We start from the raw sequence: 18836 nt of genomic DNA, 5'->3' as shown, positions 1-18836 counted from the left end.
AGAGACTATTCATTTCAACGGACTATGGCAACCGAGGGGTGACGCGGGGCCCGCGCCGTCGCACCGGTCGCGCGGCCCCGGGCGAAGACGTCGGGTCAGCCCCGCCGGGTCAGCTCCGTCGCCGCACGGCCTGGACGAGCGCGGTGAGCACGGCCACGGCCGGCAGGCAGAGGAATATGACGAGGACGGGCACCGGCTCCTGCCAGGCGCCCGTATAGGTATGGGCGATCAGGGGCGGCGAGGCCAGAGCCATCGCCCCCGTCTCCCGCAGCCCCGAGGAACGGGAGCGCAGGGCGAGGGCGGCCCCGGTGCAGGCGAGGACCAGGACGGGCCAGGCGCCGTAGTCCGTGGTCACCCCGAGGGCCCTGGTCTCCACGACGACGACGGGAAACCACGCCACGGCGGCCATGGTTCCGGCGACCGCGCCCAGCCGCCTGTCGCCGCGCCGGTCCGGCGGGCAGGCCAGGACGACCGCGACGCTCAGCAGCGCCGCCGCCGGAGCGACGCCCCCGTACCCGTACAGGTGCGGAGTGGCGAGCCCCTGTGCCGCCGCCCCCAGCAGCCCGCAGACGGCCATGCCCGCGCCCAGTGCCCAGCGGCCGGTCAGGGCGACGACCGCGCCGACGCACACCAGCAGGGAGAGCAGCAGGTACAGGGCCCACGGGCCGTCCGTGGCGGACAGCTGGACCCACACCGGGGACGGCGAGAGGACGAGCCCGGCGTACCAGCGGGTCAGCCCGAGCCCGCTGGCCACGGCCGCGCCGGCCAGCACGAACGGGGCGGCCAGGGCGAACAGCCGCCCCGAGGCCGACGCGGAGTCCAGCCGCAGCCGGACCCTCAGGGCGTGCGCCGCCAGGTCGGCGTCCGCGCGCAGCCTCGCCGCACGCGGCAGGTCCGCCGTCATCTCCCGGTGCACATCGACGATTTCCCGCCCGTGGGCAGCTCGGTAGGCGGCCGGATACAGGCGGACCAGGACGCCGGTCACGCCGTGGCCGTCGCGCCGCCGGCCAGCCGCCGCCTGACCTCGCGGGCGGTGGCGGCCAGGCGCTCCGCCTCCTCCTCCAGCCGCTCCCGTCCGGCTGGGGCCAGGGCGAAGACCCGCCGCGCCCGGCCGCCCACCACCTCTTCCCGTTCCACCTGGATCAGCCCCTCGGCCAGGAGCCTGTCCAGCGCCCCGTACAGCGCCCCGGTCCGCGGCACGACACGGCTGTCCGTCATGGCTTTGACTTCCTGGGCAATGGCGTATCCGTGACGCGGCTCGTTGGCCAACGCCGTCAGCAGCAGCAGCGCCAGCTCCTGCATCCCTCGCTCACTCATGTGAACAGAGTATTCCGTCCGACAGACGGACCGCTCGGACCGTCCTCCGGCTCGGGCAGCCCGCTCGGGCAGCCCGCTCAAGCGCCGCCGAGGCGGGCGCCCCGCTCAGGGCACCACCGAGAGCACCGTCACCACGGTCACCGTGGAGATCGCGGCCTGGAGGTTGCGGATGGCCTCCCGCACGCCCACGCCCACCCAGTGGCCGCCGGAGATCTCCGCCATCCGCGGGGCCACCTGCTTCTTCGGCAGCCCGGGGAAGGCCTGCGGGTGCATCCCCGTGGCGTGCACCAGGGCGACGAGGGCGCTCGTACGGGCGTCCGGCGCGGCCCCGGACAGCACCACCGCGGCGAGCCGTGCCCGCAGCTCCCGCTCGACGGACCCGTCGACCTCCGGATAGCGGCGTACGGGGAAGAGGCCGAGGGCCCGGTGCCGCTCCTCGGTCACCAGTCCGCGGGCGCAGAGGCTGTCCACGACGTCCCTGGAGCCCTTCACATGCTCCCGGGTCAGCCAGTCGACCACCTTGCGGCTGCTGGAGGCGCCGTGGACCCAGCGGGCCAGCCGGTCGAGCCGCCCGTCCAGCAGGGGGTCACCGGTCGGCGACGGGTCGAAGACCTCGACGCGGCCGCCCCGCACCGTGACGCGGCCCGCCATCACCAGCTCCAGGAGCATCCCGGCCGCCACTCCCCAGCGGGCCGCCGACTCCCCCTTCGCCGCACCGGTCGTGTCGTCCAGCGACAGCAGCATGATCTCTTCACCCAGCGAGACGGCCATGGTGGAACTCCCCCGTACTCTCCTCGTTCTGGTCGAACAGACGGGAAGAAGCCGCCCGGGGTTGCCCAGGGGCCGGATCTCCCGCTCAGGCGGGGTCCGCGGCCGCCGCGGCGAAGGCCCCGCGGGCCAGCCGGTGCAGCAGCGCGGCGGTGGCCACACGGCCGGGGCGGGCCTCCGGGCGGGCCAGGTGCGGGGTGGAGTTCAGCAGGCCGAAGACGGCGTGCACGGTGACGCGGGCCTCGCTCTCGGCGAGGGCGGGGTACAGCGCCCGGACGACACCCACCCAGACCTCCACGTACTCCCGCTGGAGCCGACGCACCCGCTTGCGGTCCGTGTCGCGCAGCCGGTCCAGCTCGCGGTCGTGGAGGGTGATGAGGGGGCGGTCGTCGAGGGCGAAGTCGATGTGGCCCTCGATGAGCGCGTCCAGGAGCGCCCCCGGGGAGCCGCCACCCCGGGCCGCGTCCTCCGACACCCGCAGACGGCCGCCTTCGAGGAGCCGCTCGCTGATCCCGACCAGCAGCTCGGCGAGCATCGCGTCCTTGCCGGGGAAGTGGCGGTAGAGGCCGGGGCCGCTGATGCCGACCGCCGCGCCTATCTCGTCGACGCCGACACCGTGGAAGCCGCGCTCGGCGAAGAGGCGCGCCGCCTCCCGCAGGATCTGCTCGCGGCGGGTGGGGGCCGCGACGCGGGCGGCGGCATGGGTGCTCATGAGGATTCATTCTAGACAGGGTCGTTAGCGCTCGTTAACCTGAGGGAAACGCGTTAACGGTCATTAACACCACGGGAAGACCACTCACGTGATCGCGGTACGGGCAAGGGGGCTCGACACGATGCAGCAGGCACCGGTCCTGGCGAGCGCGGCCGATCCCGCCTCGGAGGCCTGGCAGGCCAACGAGGCGGCGCATCAGGCGCTCTCCGACGAGCTGGCGGGGCGCCTCGCCACGGCGCGGCTGGGCGGGGGTGAGAAGGCCAGGGCCCGCCACGAGGCGCGCGGCAAGCTGCTCCCCCGGGACCGGGTGGACACCCTCCTGGACCCGGGTTCGCCGTTCCTGGAGCTGGCCCCCCTGGCGGCGAACGGGCTGTACGGGGACCAGGCCCCGGCCGCCGGTGTGATCGCGGGGATCGGGCGGGTCTCGGGCCGGGAGTGCGTGGTCGTCGCCAACGACGCGACCGTCAAGGGCGGCACGTACTACCCGATGACCGTGAAGAAGCACCTGCGCGCCCAGGAAGTGGCCCTGGAGAACCGTCTCCCCTGCCTGTACCTGGTCGACTCGGGCGGCGCGTTCCTGCCGATGCAGGACGAGGTCTTCCCCGACCGGGACCACTTCGGGCGGATCTTCTACAACCAGGCCCGGATGTCGGCGGCCGGGATCCCGCAGATCGCGGCGGTGCTGGGCTCCTGCACGGCGGGCGGGGCATACGTCCCGGCGATGAGCGACGAGGCCGTGATCGTGCGCGGCCAGGGCACGATCTTCCTCGGCGGCCCGCCCCTGGTGAAGGCCGCGACCGGTGAGGTCGTGACGGCGGAGGAGCTGGGCGGCGGCGAGGTCCACTCCCGGATCTCCGGCGTAACCGACCACCTGGCGGAGGACGACGCGCACGCCCTCCGTATCGTCCGCAACATCGTGTCCACCCTCCCGGCCCGAGCCCCGCTCCCCTGGTCGGTCGAGCCGGCCGAGGAGCCGAAGGTCGACCCGGCGGGTCTGTACGGGGCGGTGCCCGTGGACTCCCGCACCCCCTACGACGTACGCGAGGTGATCGCCCGGGTCGTGGACGGCTCCCGCTTCCAGGAGTTCAAGGCGGAGTACGGCCAGACGCTGATCACCGGCTTCGCCCGCGTCCACGGCCACCCGGTGGGGATCGTCGCGAACAACGGCATCCTGTTCGCCGAGTCGGCCCAGAAGGGCGCGCACTTCATCGAGCTGTGCGACCAGCGCGGCATCCCGCTCGTCTTCCTCCAGAACATCTCCGGCTTCATGGTCGGCAAGGACTACGAGCACGGCGGCATCGCCAAGCACGGCGCCAAGATGGTCACCGCGGTCGCCACCACGCGCGTCCCGAAGCTGACGGTCGTGGTCGGCGGTTCGTACGGGGCGGGCAACTACTCGATGTGCGGCCGGGCCTACGGCCCCCGCTTCCTGTGGATGTGGCCCAACGCCAAGATCTCCGTCATGGGCGGCGAGCAGGCCGCCTCCGTCCTCGCCACCGTCAAGCGCGACCAGCTCGGCGACGAGTGGAGCGCCGAGGACGAAGAAACGTTCAAGGCCCCGATCCGCGCCCAGTACGAGACCCAGGGCAACGCGTACTACGCCACCGCCCGGCTCTGGGACGACGGCGTGATCGACCCCGTGGACACCCGGCAGGTCCTCGGCCTCGCCCTGACCGCCTGCGCCAACGCCCCGCTGCCCGAGAAGGACCCGGCCGGGCCCGGCTTCGGCGTCTTCCGGATGTGAGGAACAGATGACGACGATGTTCGACACCGTGCTGGTCGCCAACCGCGGCGAGATCGCCGTCCGGGTGATCCGGACCCTGCGCGAGCTGGGGGTGCGCTCGGTCGCGGTCTTCAGCGACGCGGACGCCGACGCCCGGCACGTGCGGGAGGCGGACACGGCGGTGCGGATCGGCCCGCCGCCCGCCGCGGAGAGCTATCTGAACGTATCCGCGCTCCTGGAAGCGGCCCGCCGCACGGGCGCGCAGGCGGTCCACCCGGGCTACGGATTCCTGGCGGAGAACGCCGAGTTCGCTGCCGCCTGTACGGACGCGGGCCTGACGTTCATCGGCCCCCCGGCCTCCGCGATCTCCCTCATGGGCGACAAGATCCGGGCGAAGGAGACGGTCTCGGCGGCCGGGGTCCCGGTGGTCCCCGGCTCCTCGGGCAGCGGCCTCACGGACACCCAACTGGAGTCGGCGGCCCGGGAGATCGGCACCCCGGTCCTGCTCAAGCCCTCGGCGGGCGGCGGCGGCAAGGGCATGCGCCTGGTCCGGGACGCGGCGGCGCTGGCGGAGGAGATCGCGGCGGCCCGACGGGAGGCCCGCGCCTCCTTCGGCGACGACACCCTCCTCGTCGAGCGGTGGATCGACCGCCCGCGCCACATCGAGATCCAGGTGCTGGCCGACGCCCACGGCAACGTGGTGCACCTGGGCGAGCGCGAGTGCTCGCTCCAGCGCCGCCACCAGAAGATCATCGAGGAGGCGCCGAGCGTCCTGCTGGACGAGGCGACCCGGGCGGCGATGGGCGAGGCAGCGGTCCAGGCGGCGCGGAGCTGCGGCTACGTCGGGGCGGGGACGGTGGAGTTCATCGTCCCGGGCAGCGACCCGTCCTCGTACTACTTCATGGAGATGAACACCCGCCTCCAGGTCGAACACCCGGTCACCGAGCTGATCACCGGCCTGGACCTGGTGGAGTGGCAGCTGCGGGTGGCGTCGGGCGAGCAACTCCCCTACACCCAGAAGGACATCACCCTGACCGGCTGGGCGATCGAGGCGAGGGTCTGCGCCGAGGACCCGTCCCGCGGCTTCCTGCCCTCCGGCGGTACGGTGCTGGCGCTGAACGAGCCGCAGGGCGGCGGTGTGCGGACGGACTCGGGGCTCAGCGAGGGCGTGCCGGTGGGCAGCCTGTACGACCCGATGCTGTCGAAGGTCATCGCGTACGGACCCGACCGCCCGACGGCCCTGCGCAAGCTGCGGGCGGCCCTGGCGGACACGGTGATCCTGGGCGTCCCGACCAACGCGGGCTTCCTGCGCCGCCTGTTGGCCCACCCGGACGTGGTCTCCGGCGACCTGGACACGGGGCTGGTGGCGCGCGAGGCGGCGGGCCTGGTGCCGGACCGGGTCCCGGACGAGGTGTACGCGGCGGCGGCCGCCGTCCGCCTCGACGCCCTGGCGCCCCGGCCGGACGCCGGGGGCTGGACGGACCCGTTCTCGGTGCCGAGCGGATGGCGTACGGGGGGTGTCCGGGCGCCGCTGAGGTTCCCGCTGCGGGTGTCGGGCGCGGACCCGGTGACGTACGGGGCTCCGCGCGAGGCGACCGTCACACCCACCCGGGTCACGGTCGAACTCGACGGTGTGACGCACCACTTCCACCGCTCGGACGACTGGCTCGGCCGCGACGGCGACACCTGGCACGTCCAGGACCACGACCCGGTGGAGGCGTCCCTGAGCGGAGCCGGCCGGGCCGGGGCGGACACGCTGGCGGCCCCGATGCCGGGCACGGTCACGGTGGTGAAGGTGGCCGTCGGTGACGAGGTCGAGGCAGGTCAGAGCCTGCTCGTCGTGGAGGCGATGAAGATGGAGCACGTGATCTCGGCCCCGCACGCGGGGACCGTGACGGAGCTGGACGTCACGGCGGGGGCGACGGTCGCGATGGACCAGGTCCTGGCCGTCGTGGCCCCGTCGACCGACAGGGAGGACGCATGAGCGCACAGGGGCTCCCCATGGAGGTCCAGGCACCCGGGCTGCCGCCCCGGGTCCGCATCCACGAGGTAGGAGCGCGGGACGGCCTCCAGAACGAGAAGGAGACGGTCCCGACGGAGGTGAAGGCGGAGTTCATCCACCGCCTGGCGTCCGCGGGACTGTCGACGATCGAGGCGACGAGCTTCGTCCACCCGAAGTGGGTGCCGCAACTGGCCGACGCGGAGGCGCTGTTCCCCCTTCTCAGCGATATCGCGGAGAAGGGGGAGGTCTCCCTCCCGGTTCTCGTGCCGAACGAACGGGGCCTGGACCGGGCGCTGGCGCTCGGGGCCCGGTCGATCGCGGTGTTCGGCTCGGCCACGGAGACGTTCGCGGCCCGCAATCTGAACCGCACGGTCGACCAGTCGCTGGCGATGTTCGAGCCGGTGGTGGCGCGGGCCAAGGCGGAGCAGGTCCGGGTGCGCGGGTACTTGTCGATGTGCTTCGGGGACCCGTGGGAAGGCGCGGTGCCGGTCGCCCAGGTGGTGAAGGTGGCCAAGGCGCTGATGGACCTGGGCTGCGACGAGCTGTCGCTGGGCGACACGATCGGAGTGGCGACGCCGGGCCACGTGACGGCGCTGCTGACGGCCCTGAACGCCTCCGCCGTCCCCACGGAGGCGATCGGCGTCCACTTCCACGACACCTACGGCCAGGCGCTGTCCAACACCCTGGCGGCGCTCCAGCACGGGGTGAGCACGGTGGACGCCTCGGCGGGCGGCCTGGGCGGCTGCCCGTACGCGAAGAGCGCCACGGGCAACCTGGCCACCGAGGACCTGGTGTGGATGCTCGACGGCCTCGGCATCGAGACGGGCGTCGACCTGGCCGCCCTCACCGCCACCAGCGTCTGGCTGGCCGGACACCTGGGCCGACCGAGCCCGTCCCGCACGGTCCGCGCCCTGACACCTCCCCCTTCTTCCCCCTCCCACAAGGAGTGAGTGATCCCATGTCCCTGGACCACCGGCTGACCGCCGAGCACGAGGAACTGCGCCGCACGGTCGAGGAGTTCGCGCACGACGTGGTCGCGCCGAAGATCGGCGAATTCTACGAGCGCCATGAGTTCCCGTACGAGATCGTGCGCGAGATGGGGCGGATGGGCCTGTTCGGGCTGCCGTTCCCGGAGGAGTACGGCGGCATGGGCGGCGACTACCTCGCGCTCGGGATCGCCCTGGAGGAGCTGGCCCGGGTCGACTCCTCGGTGGCGATCACCCTGGAGGCCGGGGTCTCGCTGGGCGCGATGCCGCTGCACCTCTTCGGCACGGAGGAGCAGAAGCGCCAGTGGCTGCCGAAGCTGTGCGCGGGCGAGGCGCTGGGCGCCTTCGGCCTCACCGAGCCGGACGGCGGCTCGGACGCGGGCGGCACCCGGACGACCGCGGTGCTGGACGAGGCGACGAACGAGTGGGTGATCAACGGCTCGAAGTGCTTCATCACCAATTCGGGCACGGACATCACGGAGTTGGTCACGGTCACGGCCGTGACGGGCCGCAAGGAGGACGGCCGCCCCCGGATCTCCGCGATCATCGTCCCCTCCGGCACCCCCGGCTTCACGGTCGCGGCCCCCTACTCCAAGGTCGGCTGGAACGCCTCGGACACCCGCGAACTGTCCTTCACCGACGTCCGCGTCCCCGCCGCCAACCTCCTGGGCGAGGAGGGCCGGGGCTACGCCCAGTTCCTGCGCATCCTGGACGAGGGCCGCATCGCGATCTCGGCCCTGGCCACGGGCCTGGCACAGGGTTGCGTGGACGAGTCCGTGAAGTACGCGGCCGAACGCCACGCCTTCGGCAAGCCGATCGGTGCCAACCAGGCCATCCAGTTCAAGATCGCCGACATGGAGACGCGCGCCCACATGTCCCGCATCGGCTGGCGCGACGCGGCCTCCCGCCTGGTGGCGGGCGAACCGTTCAAGAAGGAGGCGGCGATCGCGAAGCTGTACTCCTCCACGGTCGCGGTGGACAACGCCCGCGACGCCACGCAGATCCACGGCGGCTACGGCTTCATGAACGAGTACCCGGTGGCCCGGATGTGGCGCGACTCGAAGATCCTGGAGATCGGCGAGGGCACGAGCGAGGTCCAGCGGATGCTGATCGCCCGGGAGTTGGGGCTGCCGGCCTGAGCTTGCCGCTGCTGTTCCGACATGACCGCCCGTGCCGCCGTGGGATATTCCATGGCGGCAGGGGTGGTCGCGTCAGCGGGTCATCGCTCCTCCCCATCCGCCTCCGACGGCCCAAGGTCGAGGCAGAGCGAATGCCCGCACCGGCAAGGCGGCCACCGGAGCGCGGCTCCGGGAACGAGGTCGAGGTCTGCCTGCTCGTGGCCACCGGCTGGGACGACAAGAACACCGTCCAACTGGCCGAGCGCATCAGGACTGGCGAGTACGCGCCGGGTCAGCGGCTGCCGCGCATCAGAGATCTCGTGGCGGCGGGCGAGGGCTCCAAGTCCACGGTCCATGCGGCGTACAAGGCGTTGGAGGCAGAGGGCCTGGTCACTTCTTCGCGCGGACATGGCACTGTCGTACGGCCGCCGGCAGCTCTCAAGCGGCTGGGCATCGACCGCTACGACAAAGCGAAACGGCGCGACGGCGACGAAGTCGCCTTCATCGCGAACCGAGTCGCCCCGGGACGCCCCCACAGCAGGGGCGACCAGACTCGACCTTGCAGCGGCTGCTGCTCTACCCCGCGCAGGGCTTCGTGATCGAGCAGCCGGTGCCGGACCAGGCCGTGGCGGCGTACGAGCGGCTGGTCGGCGCCGGGTTCACGCGTCGGCTGATCGCGTAGGCCGCTGTAGCACCTTGTTCTGCTGTGCATCACGCCGACGCCCCTGTGTTGAGATCGGGAATACAGGCGACCGCCTGACCTGACCAGCCACGGCTCTCTATCGCGGTCACCATGGCGGTCAACGCCTTCGGACCGCGCCGCCGGGGCGGGCTCCGGGCGGACTCCGCCGCACGTACAACCTTCCGCCCCCGGCGGCGGTCTTGCGTGTGTCGTCGGCAGCCCTGCCCCTCGCCGGGGCACGGCCCTGAACCCCAGGAGCAGCAGCCCTCCATGAACCAGCACCCCAGACCCTCCCGCCCCGCCCGTGCGCGTCGGTTCCGTCTCCGTACGACGTCGATCGCCGTGGGGGTGGCGCTCGCCGCCGGGCCGGTGCCGCTGCTGGCCGCCGCGCCCGCCTCGGCCGCCCCCGCCAAGCACGCCGACGACTTCGACGGGGACGGCTACCGGGACCTTGCCGTCCCGTACGCGCACGACGGTCTGGGCGCCATCACCGGTGGCGCCGTCCTCATCACCTACGGCGGCCCCAAGGGGCTGACGTCGAGGAAGCAGGTCATCCACCAGGACTCGCCCGGCATCCCCGGAGTCGGGGAGCAGAACGACCAGTTCGGGGCGGTGCTGGACAGCGCCGATCTGAACGGGGACGGGTACGCGGACCTCATCGTCGGCAACCCGAGCGAGGAGGTCGGGCCCACCCCCGTCGGCTCGGTCACCCTCGTATGGGGTTCGGCCAAGGGTCTCAAGGGCGGAACGTCCCTGCCCCGCAAGGGCGGTGGCGCGTACGGCGGGTTCGGCGCCGACATCGCCACCGGGGACTTCAACGGGGACGGCCGCCCCGACATCGCGGTCGTGAACGCCGGTGACGTCTACCTCTACCGGGGCGGCTTCACCAAGGCCGGCGGCCTGGGCAAGGTCAGCACGTACGACCGGGTGGGCCAGGGCTGGCACAGCGACACCATCGCGGCCGGCCAGGTCACCGGCGACAAGAAGACCGACCTGGTCGTCCTCGGGGCGCGCGGCGTCGGCAGCGCGTTCCGCACCGAGGCCTGGTTCCTCAAGGGCGCGGCCGGTGGTCTGACCTCCGGCCCGGTCAAGGTGATCGACGGCAAGAAGGCCCGCCGGGGGCTGGACGCGGCCATCGGTGACTTCGACCGGAACGGGTACGGGGACATCGCCATCGGCAACCCGCACGCGAGCGACCGGCGGGGCGCGGTCGCCGTCTGGTACGGCACCTCCTCCGGGCCAGGCAGCAAGAGCGCCACGTTCACCCAGGACACGGCCGGTGTGCCGGGCGTCGCGGAGCGGGGCGACGCGTTCGGCGCGTCGGTGGCCGCGGGGGACGCGAACGGCGACGGGTACGCGGACCTCGCCGTCGGCGTACCGACCGAGAAGATCGGCACCCGGACCGATTCCGGCGCGGCCCATCTCTTCCTGGGCGGGAAGGGCGGGCTCGCCGGATCGCGCTCGGCCGAGATCGGCAAGTCGCTCCCCGGGGTGGCCGGGGACATCAAGGCGTACGACAGCTTCGGTTACGACGTCCGGCTGCGGGACCTCAACCGGGACGGCCGCGCCGATCTTGCCGTCTCGGTGCCGGGCGAGAACACGGTCCGCATCCTGCCGGGGGCCAAGGGCGGGGTGACGGGGGCGGGTTCGTCCGTCCTCAAGAACGCCGGACCCGGCCTGCCCGAGTAGGGCTCGCGGCCGGGCGGGGTGCGCCGGGCGGGGAGGAGGGGGCGGGTGCCGTGGGCGCTCGCCCCCTTCGGCATCGATCGCAGCAGGTGGGGCGGCGGCGGGCGGCTCCCGCGCGGCTGGGCGCCGTGGCACCCGGCACCGGAACCCGCACGACACCGTGACCATCCAGCAAGGTTAGGCTAACCTTCCCTCGGATCGCCCTCGCCGGAGCCGGGCCCGTCCGCCCGCCGCTCCCGCCCGTTCCGGAGGAGCCCTCGTTGACGACGACTGCCGCCGTTCCCCATGTCGCCCCCTTCCGGTTCTTCGACCTGACCGTCCTGCGGACCAGGCGACTCGGCCCCTCCATGCTGCGGGTCACCCTGGGCGGGCCCGGGGCCGACGGGTTCAGAGCCGGGGGTCGGGACCAGAGCCTGTCGATCTTCCTGCCGCACCCGGGACAGAGCGAGGCCGTGGTAGCGGAGGGCGCGGACGGGGCCTGGCACCCGGAGTGGCGGGCGCTGCCCGAGGACGTACGGGCGGTGGTGCGCACGTACACCGTGCGGGCCCAGCGCGTGAGGGCCGACGGCTCCACCGAGGTGGACATCGACTTCGCGCTCCGCGGTGACGGCGGGCCCGCCTCCCGCTGGGCGCTCATGGCGACGACGGGCGACCGGCTCAAGGTGCTGGGACCGGCCGTCGAGGACAACACCTCCGTACGCTTCCGGCCGCCGAAGGACACCGACTGGGTGCTGATCCGGGCCGACGAGACGGCCCTCGCCGCCGCATCCGCCGCCCTGGAGTGGCTGCCCGCCGGGATGCCCGCCCGGGTCTGGCTGGAGGTGCCGAAGACGGAGGACCGACAGGCCCTCAACACCGCCGCCAAGGCCCGGATCAGCTGGCTCGTCCGGAGCGAGGGCGCCCTGCCAGCCGTGGAGGCCGTGCGCGCCGCCGAGCTGCCGGAGGGCACCCCGTACGCCTGGATCGCGGGCGAGTCGTCCGAGGTGCGCGCCCTGCGCCGCCACCTGGTCCAGGAGCGCGGCTTCGACGGCGAGCGGGTCGCCTTCGCCGAGTACTGGCGGCGGGGGCTCAGCGAGGAGCAGCTGCGGGCGGAGACCATCGCGCACGCCGGAGCGGTGGAGCAGGCCCCGCCCCAGGCTCCCTGACCCGGAGGGCGCCCCCACGCGGGCTCGCCCCCGCCCCGAAAGCCCACCCAAGCACACAATCACCCCGCCCAAAGGGGTGCAGGACAAACCACGATCACCCTTAGGTTAGGCTTACCTCACTTCGACATCGCGTCTCTCGTCCCCCTTCTTCCCCTGCCCGGAGGGGCGCGATGAAGTTCCCCTCACCCGGGAGGACCCCTTCATGCGTTCGCACCTGCTCAACAACACGACTGCGGAGCACTACCGGCGTACCGTCACCGCAGGAGTGGAACGGGTCGCGGCCAAACTCGCCGCCACCGAACGCCCCTTCAGCGGCATCGGTGTCGACGAACTCTCTCCCGTCCTCGACACGATCGACCTCGACCGCCCGCTGGGCGACGCCACCGCCGCCCTCGACGAGCTGGGCGAGGTCTACCTCCGCGACGCCGTCTACTTCCACCACCCCCGCTACCTGGGCCACCTCAACTGCCCGGTCGTCATCCCCGCCGTGCTCGGCGAGGCCGTGCTCTCCGCGGTCAACTCCTCCCTGGACACCTGGGACCAGAGCGCGGGCGGCACCCTCATCGAGCGCCGGCTGATCGACTGGACCACCGAGCGCATCGGCTTCGGACCGGCCGCCGACGGGATCTTCACCAGCGGCGGTACGCAGTCCAACCTCCAGGCCCTCCTGCTGGCCCGCGAGGAGGCGAAGGTCCGCCCCGAGCACTGCACCCGGCTGCGGATCTTCACCTCGGAGTGCAGCCACTTCAGCGTGCAGAAGTCCGCCAAGCTGCTCGGCCTCGGGCCGGACGCGGTGGTCTCCGTCCCCGTCGACGGCAACAAGCGCATGCAGACCGTGGCCCTCGCCCGCGCGCTGGAGAGCTGCGTGGCCGAGGGTGCCGTGCCCATGGCCGTCGTCGCGACCGCCGGGACCACGGACTTCGGCTCCATCGACCCGCTGCCCGAGATCGCCGCCCTGTGCGAGCGGTACGCCACATGGATGCACGTGGACGCGGCCTACGGCTGCGGGCTGCTGGTCTCCCGGCAGCGGCGCGGGATGCTCGAAGGCATCGAGCGCGCCGACTCGGTGACCGTCGACTACCACAAGTCCTTCTTCCAGCCCGTGAGTTCGTCGGCCGTGCTGGTCCGCGACCGGGCCACCCTGCGCCACGCCACGTACCACGCGGAGTATCTGAACCCGCGCCGGATGGCCGAGGAGCGGATACCCAACCAGGTCGACAAGTCCCTCCAGACGACCCGCCGGTTCGACGCGCTCAAGCTGTGGATGACGCTGCGCGTCATGGGCGCCGACGGCATCGGCGAGCTCTTCGACGAGGTCTGCGACCTGGCCGCCGAGGGATGGGACCTGCTCGTCGCCGACCCGCGCTTCGACGTGGTGGTCCAGCCGCAGCTCTCCACACTCGTCTTCCGCTACATCCCCTCCGGGGTCACCTCCCCGGACCAGATCGACCGTGCCAACCTCCACGCCCGCAAGGCGCTGTTCGCCTCCGGCGAGGCGGTCGTCGCCGGTACCAAGGTCGGCGCCCGCCAGTTCCTGAAGTTCACGCTCCTCAACCCCGAAACGACCGTGGAAGACATCGCCGCGGTCCTCGACCTGATCTCCGGCCACGCCGAGCAGTACCTGGGAGACTCCCTTGACCGCGCTTCCTGACCCCCACGACTTCATCGGGATCGGCCTCGGCCCGTTCAACCTCGGACTCGCCTGCCTCACCGAGCCGATCGACGAACTGAACGGCGTCTTCCTGGAGTCCAAGCCGGACTTCGAGTGGCACTCCGGGATGTTCCTCGAAGGGGCCCATCTCCAGACGCCGTTCATGTCGGACCTGGTCACCATGGCCGACCCGACCTCGCCGTACTCGTTCCTCAACTATCTGAAGGAGCGCGGCAGACTCTACTCGTTCTACATCCGGGAGAACTTCTACCCGCTGCGGACCGAGTACAACGACTACTGCCGGTGGGCCGCCGCCCAGCTGGACAGCATCCGGTTCGACGAGACCGTGGAGGCGGTGACCTACGACGAGGGTGACGGGCTCTACACCGTGACCACCGCCGCCGGGACCGTTCTGCGCTCGCGCCATCTCGTCCTCGGGACCGGCACCCCGCCGTACATCCCCGAGGCCTGCCACGGTCTCGGCGGGGACTTCCTGCACAACTCCCGCTATCTGGAAGGGAAAGCCGAACTCCAGAAGAAGAAGTCGATCACTTTGGTCGGCAGCGGGCAGAGCGCGGCGGAGATCTACTACGACCTGCTCTCCGAGATCGACGTCCACGGCTACCGGCTCAACTGGGTCACCCGCTCGCCGCGGTTCTTCCCGCTGGAGTACACCAAACTCACGCTGGAGATGACCTCCCCGGAGTACATCGACTACTTCCACGCGCTGCCCGAGGAGACCCGCTACCGACTGGAGACCGGGCAGAAGGGTCTGTTCAAGGGCATCGACGGGGAGCTGATCGACGCGATCTTCGACCTGCTCTACCAGAAGAACCTGCCGGGCCCCGTGCCGACCCGGCTGCTCACCAACTCCGCCCTTGTCAGCGCGCGTTACGACGAGGAGGGCGGCGCCTACCGCCTGGGGCTGCGTCAGGAGGAGCAGGGCAAGGAGTACGAGCTGACCACCGAGGGGCTCATCCTCGCCACCGGCTACCGCTACGAGGCCCCCGCCTTCCTGGACCCGGTCCAGCACCGGCTGCGCCACGACAGCCGGGGCCGCTTCGACGTGGCCCGCAACTACAGCATCGACACCACCGGCCGCGGGATCTTCCTGCAGAACGCCGGGGTGCACACCCACTCGATCACCTCGCCCGACCTGGGCATGGGTGCCTACCGCAACGCGTACATCATCGGCGAACTGCTCGGCCGTGAGTACTACCCGGTCGAGAAGTCCATCGCCTTCCAGGAGTTCGCGATATGAACCGCCCCCGCACCAGCAGCGACGAAGATCCCGGGAAAGGCGACTCTCCGGGAGAGATCGGTACGTTCACCGTCCGCCCGCTCGACCCGCTCGCGGACGCCGAGATGGTGCACGGCTGGGTGACGCACCCCAAGGCCGCCTTCTGGCTGATGGGCGGCGCTGGACTCCACGACGTGGAGCGGGAGTACATGGCGATCGCCGCCCACCCGCACCACGACGCGTTCATCGGCCTGCACGACGGGGAGCCCGCCTTCCTGATCGAGCGGTACGACCCCACCGAGGTCGAGCTGAAGGGGCTGTACGAGGCGGAGCCCGGCGACGTCGGGATGCACTTCCTGGTCGCACCGACCGACACCCCGGTGCACGGCTTCACCCGGGCCGTGATCACCGCCGTGATGGATTTCCTCTTCGCCGACCCGTCGGTACGCCGGGTCGTCGTCGAGCCCGATGTCACCAACAGCGCCGTACAGGCCCTCAACAAGGCCGTCGGCTTCGAGGTGCTGCGGGAGATCGCCAAACCGGAGAAGGACGCGCTGCTCAGCGCCTGCACCCGCGAGCAGTTCGAAGCAGCAACCGGAGGAACCGACCGATGACGACCGCCCTCACCGACAGCGTCGCCCACCTCTCCCCGGACCGCTGGGCCACCGCAAACCGACTGCTGGTCCGCAAAGCACTGGCGGAATTCAGCCATGAGCGGCTACTGACGCCCGTTCCGGTCGGCGAGGACCGCTACACCCTCCGTAGCGACGACGCGGGGACGGAGTACCGTTTCACCGCACGGCTGTTCGCCCTGGACCACTGGCAGATCGAGGCCGAGTCGATCACACGCCACCGGCACGGCAGCGAAGTACCCCTGGACGCGCTGGAGTTCTTCATCGAGCTGCGGGGCGCGCTCGGACTGAGCGACGACGTCCTGCCGGTCTATCTGGAGGAGGTCTCCTCCACTCTGGCCGGAACCGCCTACAAACTCACCAAGGAACCGGCCACCTCCCGCCAGCTCGTCGCGGCCGGATTCCAGGCCATCGAGACCGGGATGACCGAGGGCCACCCGTGCTTCGTGGCCAACAACGGCCGGATCGGTTTCGGGGTCGACGAGTACCGTGCGTACGCCCCCGAGGCCGCCTCTCCGATCCGGCTGGTGTGGCTGGCCGCCCTGCGCGACCGGGCCACCTTCACGGCCGGAGCCGGTCTCGACTACGACAGGCTGATCGCGAACGAGCTGAGCGAGGAGACCCGGGAGCGGTTCGCCGCCACCCTGCGCTCGCTCGGCCTGGACCCGGAGGCGTACTTCCTGCTGCCCGTCCACCCCTGGCAGTGGTGGAACAAACTCGCGGTCACCTTCGCCGGCGAACTGGCCGAACGCCGCCTCGTGGTGCTCGGGGAGGGTGAGGACGCCTATCTGGCCCAGCAGTCGATCCGCACGTTCTTCAACACCGACCACCCCACGAAGCACTACGTCAAGACGGCGCTGTCCGTCCTGAACATGGGCTTCATGCGCGGGCTCTCCGCCGCCTACATGGAGGCCACGCCCGCCATCAACGACTGGCTGGCCTCGCTCATCGAGCACGACAGCCTGCTGACCGGCGCCCGGTTCTCGATCATCCGGGAGCGGGCCGCGATCGGCTACCACCACCGGGCGTACGAGGCGGCCACCGCCAAGGGCTCCCCGTATCTGAAGATGCTGGCCGCGCTCTGGCGCGAGAGCCCCGTACCGGCCCTGGAGCCGGGCGAGCGGGTCGCCACCATGGCCTCCCTGCTCCACACCGACCACGAGGGCCGCTCGGTGGCCGGGGCCCTGATCGAGGAGTCGGGGCTCGACGCGCGGGTGTGGCTGCGGCACTACCTGGACGCCTACCTGGTGCCGGTGCTGCACAGCTTCTACGCCTACGACCTGGTCTACATGCCGCACGGCGAGAACGTGATCCTGGTCGTGGAGGACGGGATCGTCACCCGCACGGTCTTCAAGGACATCGCCGAGGAGATCGCGGTCATGGACCCGGACGCGGTCCTGCCGCCGAAGGTCGACCGGATCCGGGCCGAGGTCCCCGAGGACATGAAGCTGCTGTCGGTCTTCACCGATGTCTTCGACTGCTTCTTCCGCTTCCTGGGCGCCGGGCTGGCCACCGAAGGGATCCTGGACGAGGACACGTTCTGGCGCACGGTCGCCGAGTGCGCCCGCGACTACCAGGAGTCGGTGCCCCATCTCGCGGAGAAGTTCGAGCGGTACGACCTGTTCGCCCCGGATTTCGCGCTCTCCTGCCTCAACCGCCTCCAGCTGCGTAACAACCAGCAGATGGTCGACCTCAACGACCCTGCCGGAGCGCTCCAGTTGGTGGGTCGGCTGAAGAACCCGATCGCCACGTACTGAGCGGTCCGCACCGAGCCGGTGAGCGCCCGGGGACGGTCCCCCGGGCGCTCACCTCTTCCCGACCGCTCCCGGCACCCGCCGGGAGTCCGGCCGGTCGCGGACAGGGCCCGCCCTCCGGGACCGGCTGGCAGAATCGCGGGCATGGCAGAAATCATCCAGCGCGACGGCACGTGGACGTTCGACGGGGAGACGGTGCGCATCGTGCCGGGGGGCAAGGCCCATCCGGTCCGGCTGGCCCTGGGTGAACTGGCCGTGCCCGTACAGGCCTTGGCGGGTATCTCGTTCGAGCCGGAGCGCAAGGGCGGCCGCCTGCGGCTCCGGCTGCGCGGTGGCGCCTGCCCGGTGCTGCGGGCCGCCGACGGGCGGTTGAAGGACGGCGCCGATCCGTACGTCCTGGCGGTGGAGAAGGACCGTACGGGGGTGGCGGAGTACTTCGTGGACGAGGTCCGCAACGCGCTGCTGATCGAGCAGGTCCCCGAAGGGCCGGTGGACCGCTTCCTGCTGCCGGGGCCCGCGCTGCCGGTCTCGGGCGGGGGCGGCGACGGTACGGCCTCCTTCGACGGGGAGACCGTGCGGCTGACCTGGAACTGGAAGGCCGAGGAGTCCAAGACCGCGAGCGGCCCGGCGGCCCTGCCGCTGTCACGGATCGCGACGGTGCGCTGGCTGCCCTCGATAGGCCTGGAGAACGGCTTCCTGCGGTTCGAGCCGGTGGACGGCCCGGTCTCGGCCCCTCCGAAGTACGACATGTACTCCCTGGAGCTGTGGGGGATGTCCAAGAAGGAGTACACGGCGGTCGTGGTCGCGGCAGCAGTGCTGGCCCGGCTGCCGCAGGCCCGTACGGCGGTGGACGCGCCCGCCGGGACCCCGGTCCTCACCAAGGCGCCGGAACCCGCCGCCGTACCGCCCGGCGACGACCACGACGTGCTGCTGAGACGACTGCGGGAGCTGGGCGAGCTGCACCGGGCCGGGGTCCTGACCGAGGAGGAGTTCAGCACGGCGAAGCAGGCGATCCTGAGCCGGATGTGACCGGCGCGCGACCCGCCCGCCTCGCTTTCTCGACCTCTCCTGCCTGATATCGGGCAGATTTCTTGCATAACCGCGTCCTGCCGCGCAATATCGACGGGTGCTTGAACGCCGCTCGTCGCACGACGACCTCATCGACCACCTCGTCCGCTCCACCGCGCTCCAGCGCGGTGAGGCGGCCCGGGTGGTCCTCGACGTGCTGGCGTACTTCGACGAGAGCACCGACGACTTCGTCCGGCGCCGCCACCGCGAACTGCAGTCCGGCGGCCTGGTCAACACGGAGATCTTCGAGCGGATCGCGGCCGAGCTGCCGCACCGCGCCGTGGCGCCGCCGGAGCTCTCGCTCCGCCAGCTGCGCCGCATCGTCTACGGCTGAGCGGGCCGGGCGCCCGGG

At 71.7% G+C, this 18836-nt stretch carries 17 protein-coding genes and 1 pseudogene; 14 read left to right on the top strand and 4 right to left on the bottom strand.

The features are described from left to right. Positions 1-109 precede the first annotated feature (109 nt). The 4 genes from AC0682_RS08010 to AC0682_RS07995 form a co-directional block, all read right to left on the bottom strand. Positions 110-985 carry a hypothetical protein gene (locus AC0682_RS08010; protein WP_478531599.1) on the bottom strand — a complete coding sequence of 292 codons (876 nt, stop codon included), beginning with the start codon at positions 983-985 and terminating at the stop codon, positions 110-112. Continuing rightward, a complete protein-coding gene (locus AC0682_RS08005; protein ID WP_478531598.1) occupies positions 982-1317 on the bottom strand; it encodes a PadR family transcriptional regulator in 336 nt (111 codons plus the stop codon). Before AC0682_RS08005 ends, AC0682_RS08010 begins: the two co-directional genes overlap by 4 nt. Before the next feature lie 105 nt (positions 1318-1422). Then, complete coding sequence (locus AC0682_RS08000) at positions 1423-2088, bottom strand: GOLPH3/VPS74 family protein (protein WP_478531597.1); 666 nt, start codon at positions 2086-2088, stop codon at positions 1423-1425. A gap of 85 nt (positions 2089-2173) precedes the next feature. Continuing rightward, entirely contained in the window at positions 2174-2797 is a 624-nt protein-coding gene (locus AC0682_RS07995) for an SACE_7040 family transcriptional regulator (RefSeq protein WP_478531596.1), read from the bottom strand. A 121-nt stretch (positions 2798-2918) separates the two neighbouring features. Here AC0682_RS07995 and AC0682_RS07990 point away from each other — a divergent pair, with 121 nt between their 5' ends. The 14 genes and pseudogenes from AC0682_RS07990 (at position 2919) to AC0682_RS07925 (ending at position 18818) form a co-directional block, all read left to right on the top strand. Next, complete coding sequence (locus AC0682_RS07990) at positions 2919-4541, top strand: carboxyl transferase domain-containing protein (protein ID WP_254812508.1); 1623 nt, start codon at positions 2919-2921, stop codon at positions 4539-4541. Positions 4542-4548: 7 nt separating this feature from the next. Further along, the gene (locus AC0682_RS07985) at positions 4549-6504 is read left to right on the top strand and encodes an acetyl/propionyl/methylcrotonyl-CoA carboxylase subunit alpha (protein WP_478531595.1); all 1956 of its coding nucleotides are present in this window, start codon (positions 4549-4551) and stop codon (positions 6502-6504) included. Then, positions 6501-7472, top strand: a complete 972-nt coding sequence (locus AC0682_RS07980; RefSeq protein ID WP_478531594.1) for a hydroxymethylglutaryl-CoA lyase — start codon at positions 6501-6503, stop codon at positions 7470-7472. Before AC0682_RS07985 ends, AC0682_RS07980 begins: the two co-directional genes overlap by 4 nt. Positions 7473-7480: 8 nt before the next feature. Continuing rightward, positions 7481-8647, top strand: coding sequence for an acyl-CoA dehydrogenase family protein (locus AC0682_RS07975; protein WP_254812506.1), 1167 nt, complete (start codon positions 7481-7483; stop codon positions 8645-8647). A gap of 197 nt (positions 8648-8844) precedes the next feature. Continuing rightward, a pseudogene (locus AC0682_RS07970) lies at positions 8845-9192 on the top strand (winged helix-turn-helix domain-containing protein); the annotation flags it as partial. Beyond that, positions 9186-9308, top strand: a complete 123-nt coding sequence (locus AC0682_RS07965; protein WP_478531592.1) for a hypothetical protein — start codon at positions 9186-9188, stop codon at positions 9306-9308. The pseudogene AC0682_RS07970 and the gene AC0682_RS07965, both read left to right, overlap by 7 nt. Positions 9309-9578: 270 nt before the next feature. Further along, positions 9579-10997 carry an FG-GAP and VCBS repeat-containing protein gene (locus tag AC0682_RS07960; protein ID WP_478531591.1) on the top strand — a complete coding sequence of 473 codons (1419 nt, stop codon included), beginning with the start codon at positions 9579-9581 and terminating at the stop codon, positions 10995-10997. Positions 10998-11254: 257 nt separating this feature from the next. Then, the gene (locus tag AC0682_RS07955) at positions 11255-12139 is read left to right on the top strand and encodes a siderophore-interacting protein (protein WP_478531590.1); all 885 of its coding nucleotides are present in this window, start codon (positions 11255-11257) and stop codon (positions 12137-12139) included. 202 nt (positions 12140-12341) lie between these two features. Beyond that, positions 12342-13790, top strand: coding sequence for a pyridoxal phosphate-dependent decarboxylase family protein (locus tag AC0682_RS07950; RefSeq protein ID WP_478531589.1), 1449 nt, complete (start codon positions 12342-12344; stop codon positions 13788-13790). Next, entirely contained in the window at positions 13774-15051 is a 1278-nt protein-coding gene (locus tag AC0682_RS07945; RefSeq protein WP_478531587.1) for a lysine N(6)-hydroxylase/L-ornithine N(5)-oxygenase family protein, read from the top strand. The genes AC0682_RS07950 and AC0682_RS07945 overlap by 17 nt, the downstream gene beginning before the upstream one ends. Next, complete coding sequence (locus AC0682_RS07940; protein ID WP_478531585.1) at positions 15048-15644, top strand: GNAT family N-acetyltransferase; 597 nt, start codon at positions 15048-15050, stop codon at positions 15642-15644. Before AC0682_RS07945 ends, AC0682_RS07940 begins: the two co-directional genes overlap by 4 nt. Beyond that, on the top strand, positions 15641-17419 hold the full coding sequence (locus AC0682_RS07935; protein WP_478531584.1) for an IucA/IucC family protein: 1779 nt from the start codon (positions 15641-15643) through the stop codon (positions 17417-17419). Before AC0682_RS07940 ends, AC0682_RS07935 begins: the two co-directional genes overlap by 4 nt. 141 nt (positions 17420-17560) lie before the next feature. Beyond that, a complete protein-coding gene (locus AC0682_RS07930; protein WP_478531583.1) occupies positions 17561-18445 on the top strand; it encodes a DUF4429 domain-containing protein in 885 nt (294 codons plus the stop codon). Between the two features lie 97 nt (positions 18446-18542). Beyond that, on the top strand, positions 18543-18818 hold the full coding sequence (locus tag AC0682_RS07925) for a hypothetical protein (protein WP_018488852.1): 276 nt from the start codon (positions 18543-18545) through the stop codon (positions 18816-18818). Positions 18819-18836: the final 18 nt, after the last annotated feature.

Source organism: Streptomyces sp. NPDC043746, from assembly GCF_056436485.1.
The sequence above is the reverse complement of the archived record's forward strand: the minus strand, read 5'-3'. Positions and strand labels throughout refer to the sequence as shown.

What these genes read in the sequence shown, in the direction of transcription:
- AC0682_RS07960 (WP_478531591.1), top strand. Translation starts at nt 9,579, where the DNA reads ATGAACCAGCACCCCAGACCCTCCCGCCCCGCCCGTGCGCGTCGGTTC.
- AC0682_RS07935 (WP_478531584.1), top strand. Translation starts at nt 15,641, where the DNA reads ATGACGACCGCCCTCACCGACAGCGTCGCCCACCTCTCCCCGGACCGC.
- AC0682_RS07995 (WP_478531596.1), bottom strand. Translation starts at nt 2,797, where the DNA reads ATGAGCACCCATGCCGCCGCCCGCGTCGCGGCCCCCACCCGCCGCGAG.
- AC0682_RS08000 (WP_478531597.1), bottom strand. Translation starts at nt 2,088, where the DNA reads ATGGCCGTCTCGCTGGGTGAAGAGATCATGCTGCTGTCGCTGGACGAC.
- AC0682_RS07940 (WP_478531585.1), top strand. Translation starts at nt 15,048, where the DNA reads ATGAACCGCCCCCGCACCAGCAGCGACGAAGATCCCGGGAAAGGCGAC.
- AC0682_RS07980 (WP_478531594.1), top strand. Translation starts at nt 6,501, where the DNA reads ATGAGCGCACAGGGGCTCCCCATGGAGGTCCAGGCACCCGGGCTGCCG.
- AC0682_RS07950 (WP_478531589.1), top strand. Translation starts at nt 12,342, where the DNA reads ATGCGTTCGCACCTGCTCAACAACACGACTGCGGAGCACTACCGGCGT.
- AC0682_RS08005 (WP_478531598.1), bottom strand. Translation starts at nt 1,317, where the DNA reads ATGAGTGAGCGAGGGATGCAGGAGCTGGCGCTGCTGCTGCTGACGGCG.
- AC0682_RS07975 (WP_254812506.1), top strand. Translation starts at nt 7,481, where the DNA reads ATGTCCCTGGACCACCGGCTGACCGCCGAGCACGAGGAACTGCGCCGC.
- AC0682_RS07930 (WP_478531583.1), top strand. Translation starts at nt 17,561, where the DNA reads ATGGCAGAAATCATCCAGCGCGACGGCACGTGGACGTTCGACGGGGAG.
- AC0682_RS07985 (WP_478531595.1), top strand. Translation starts at nt 4,549, where the DNA reads ATGACGACGATGTTCGACACCGTGCTGGTCGCCAACCGCGGCGAGATC.
- AC0682_RS07990 (WP_254812508.1), top strand. Translation starts at nt 2,919, where the DNA reads ATGCAGCAGGCACCGGTCCTGGCGAGCGCGGCCGATCCCGCCTCGGAG.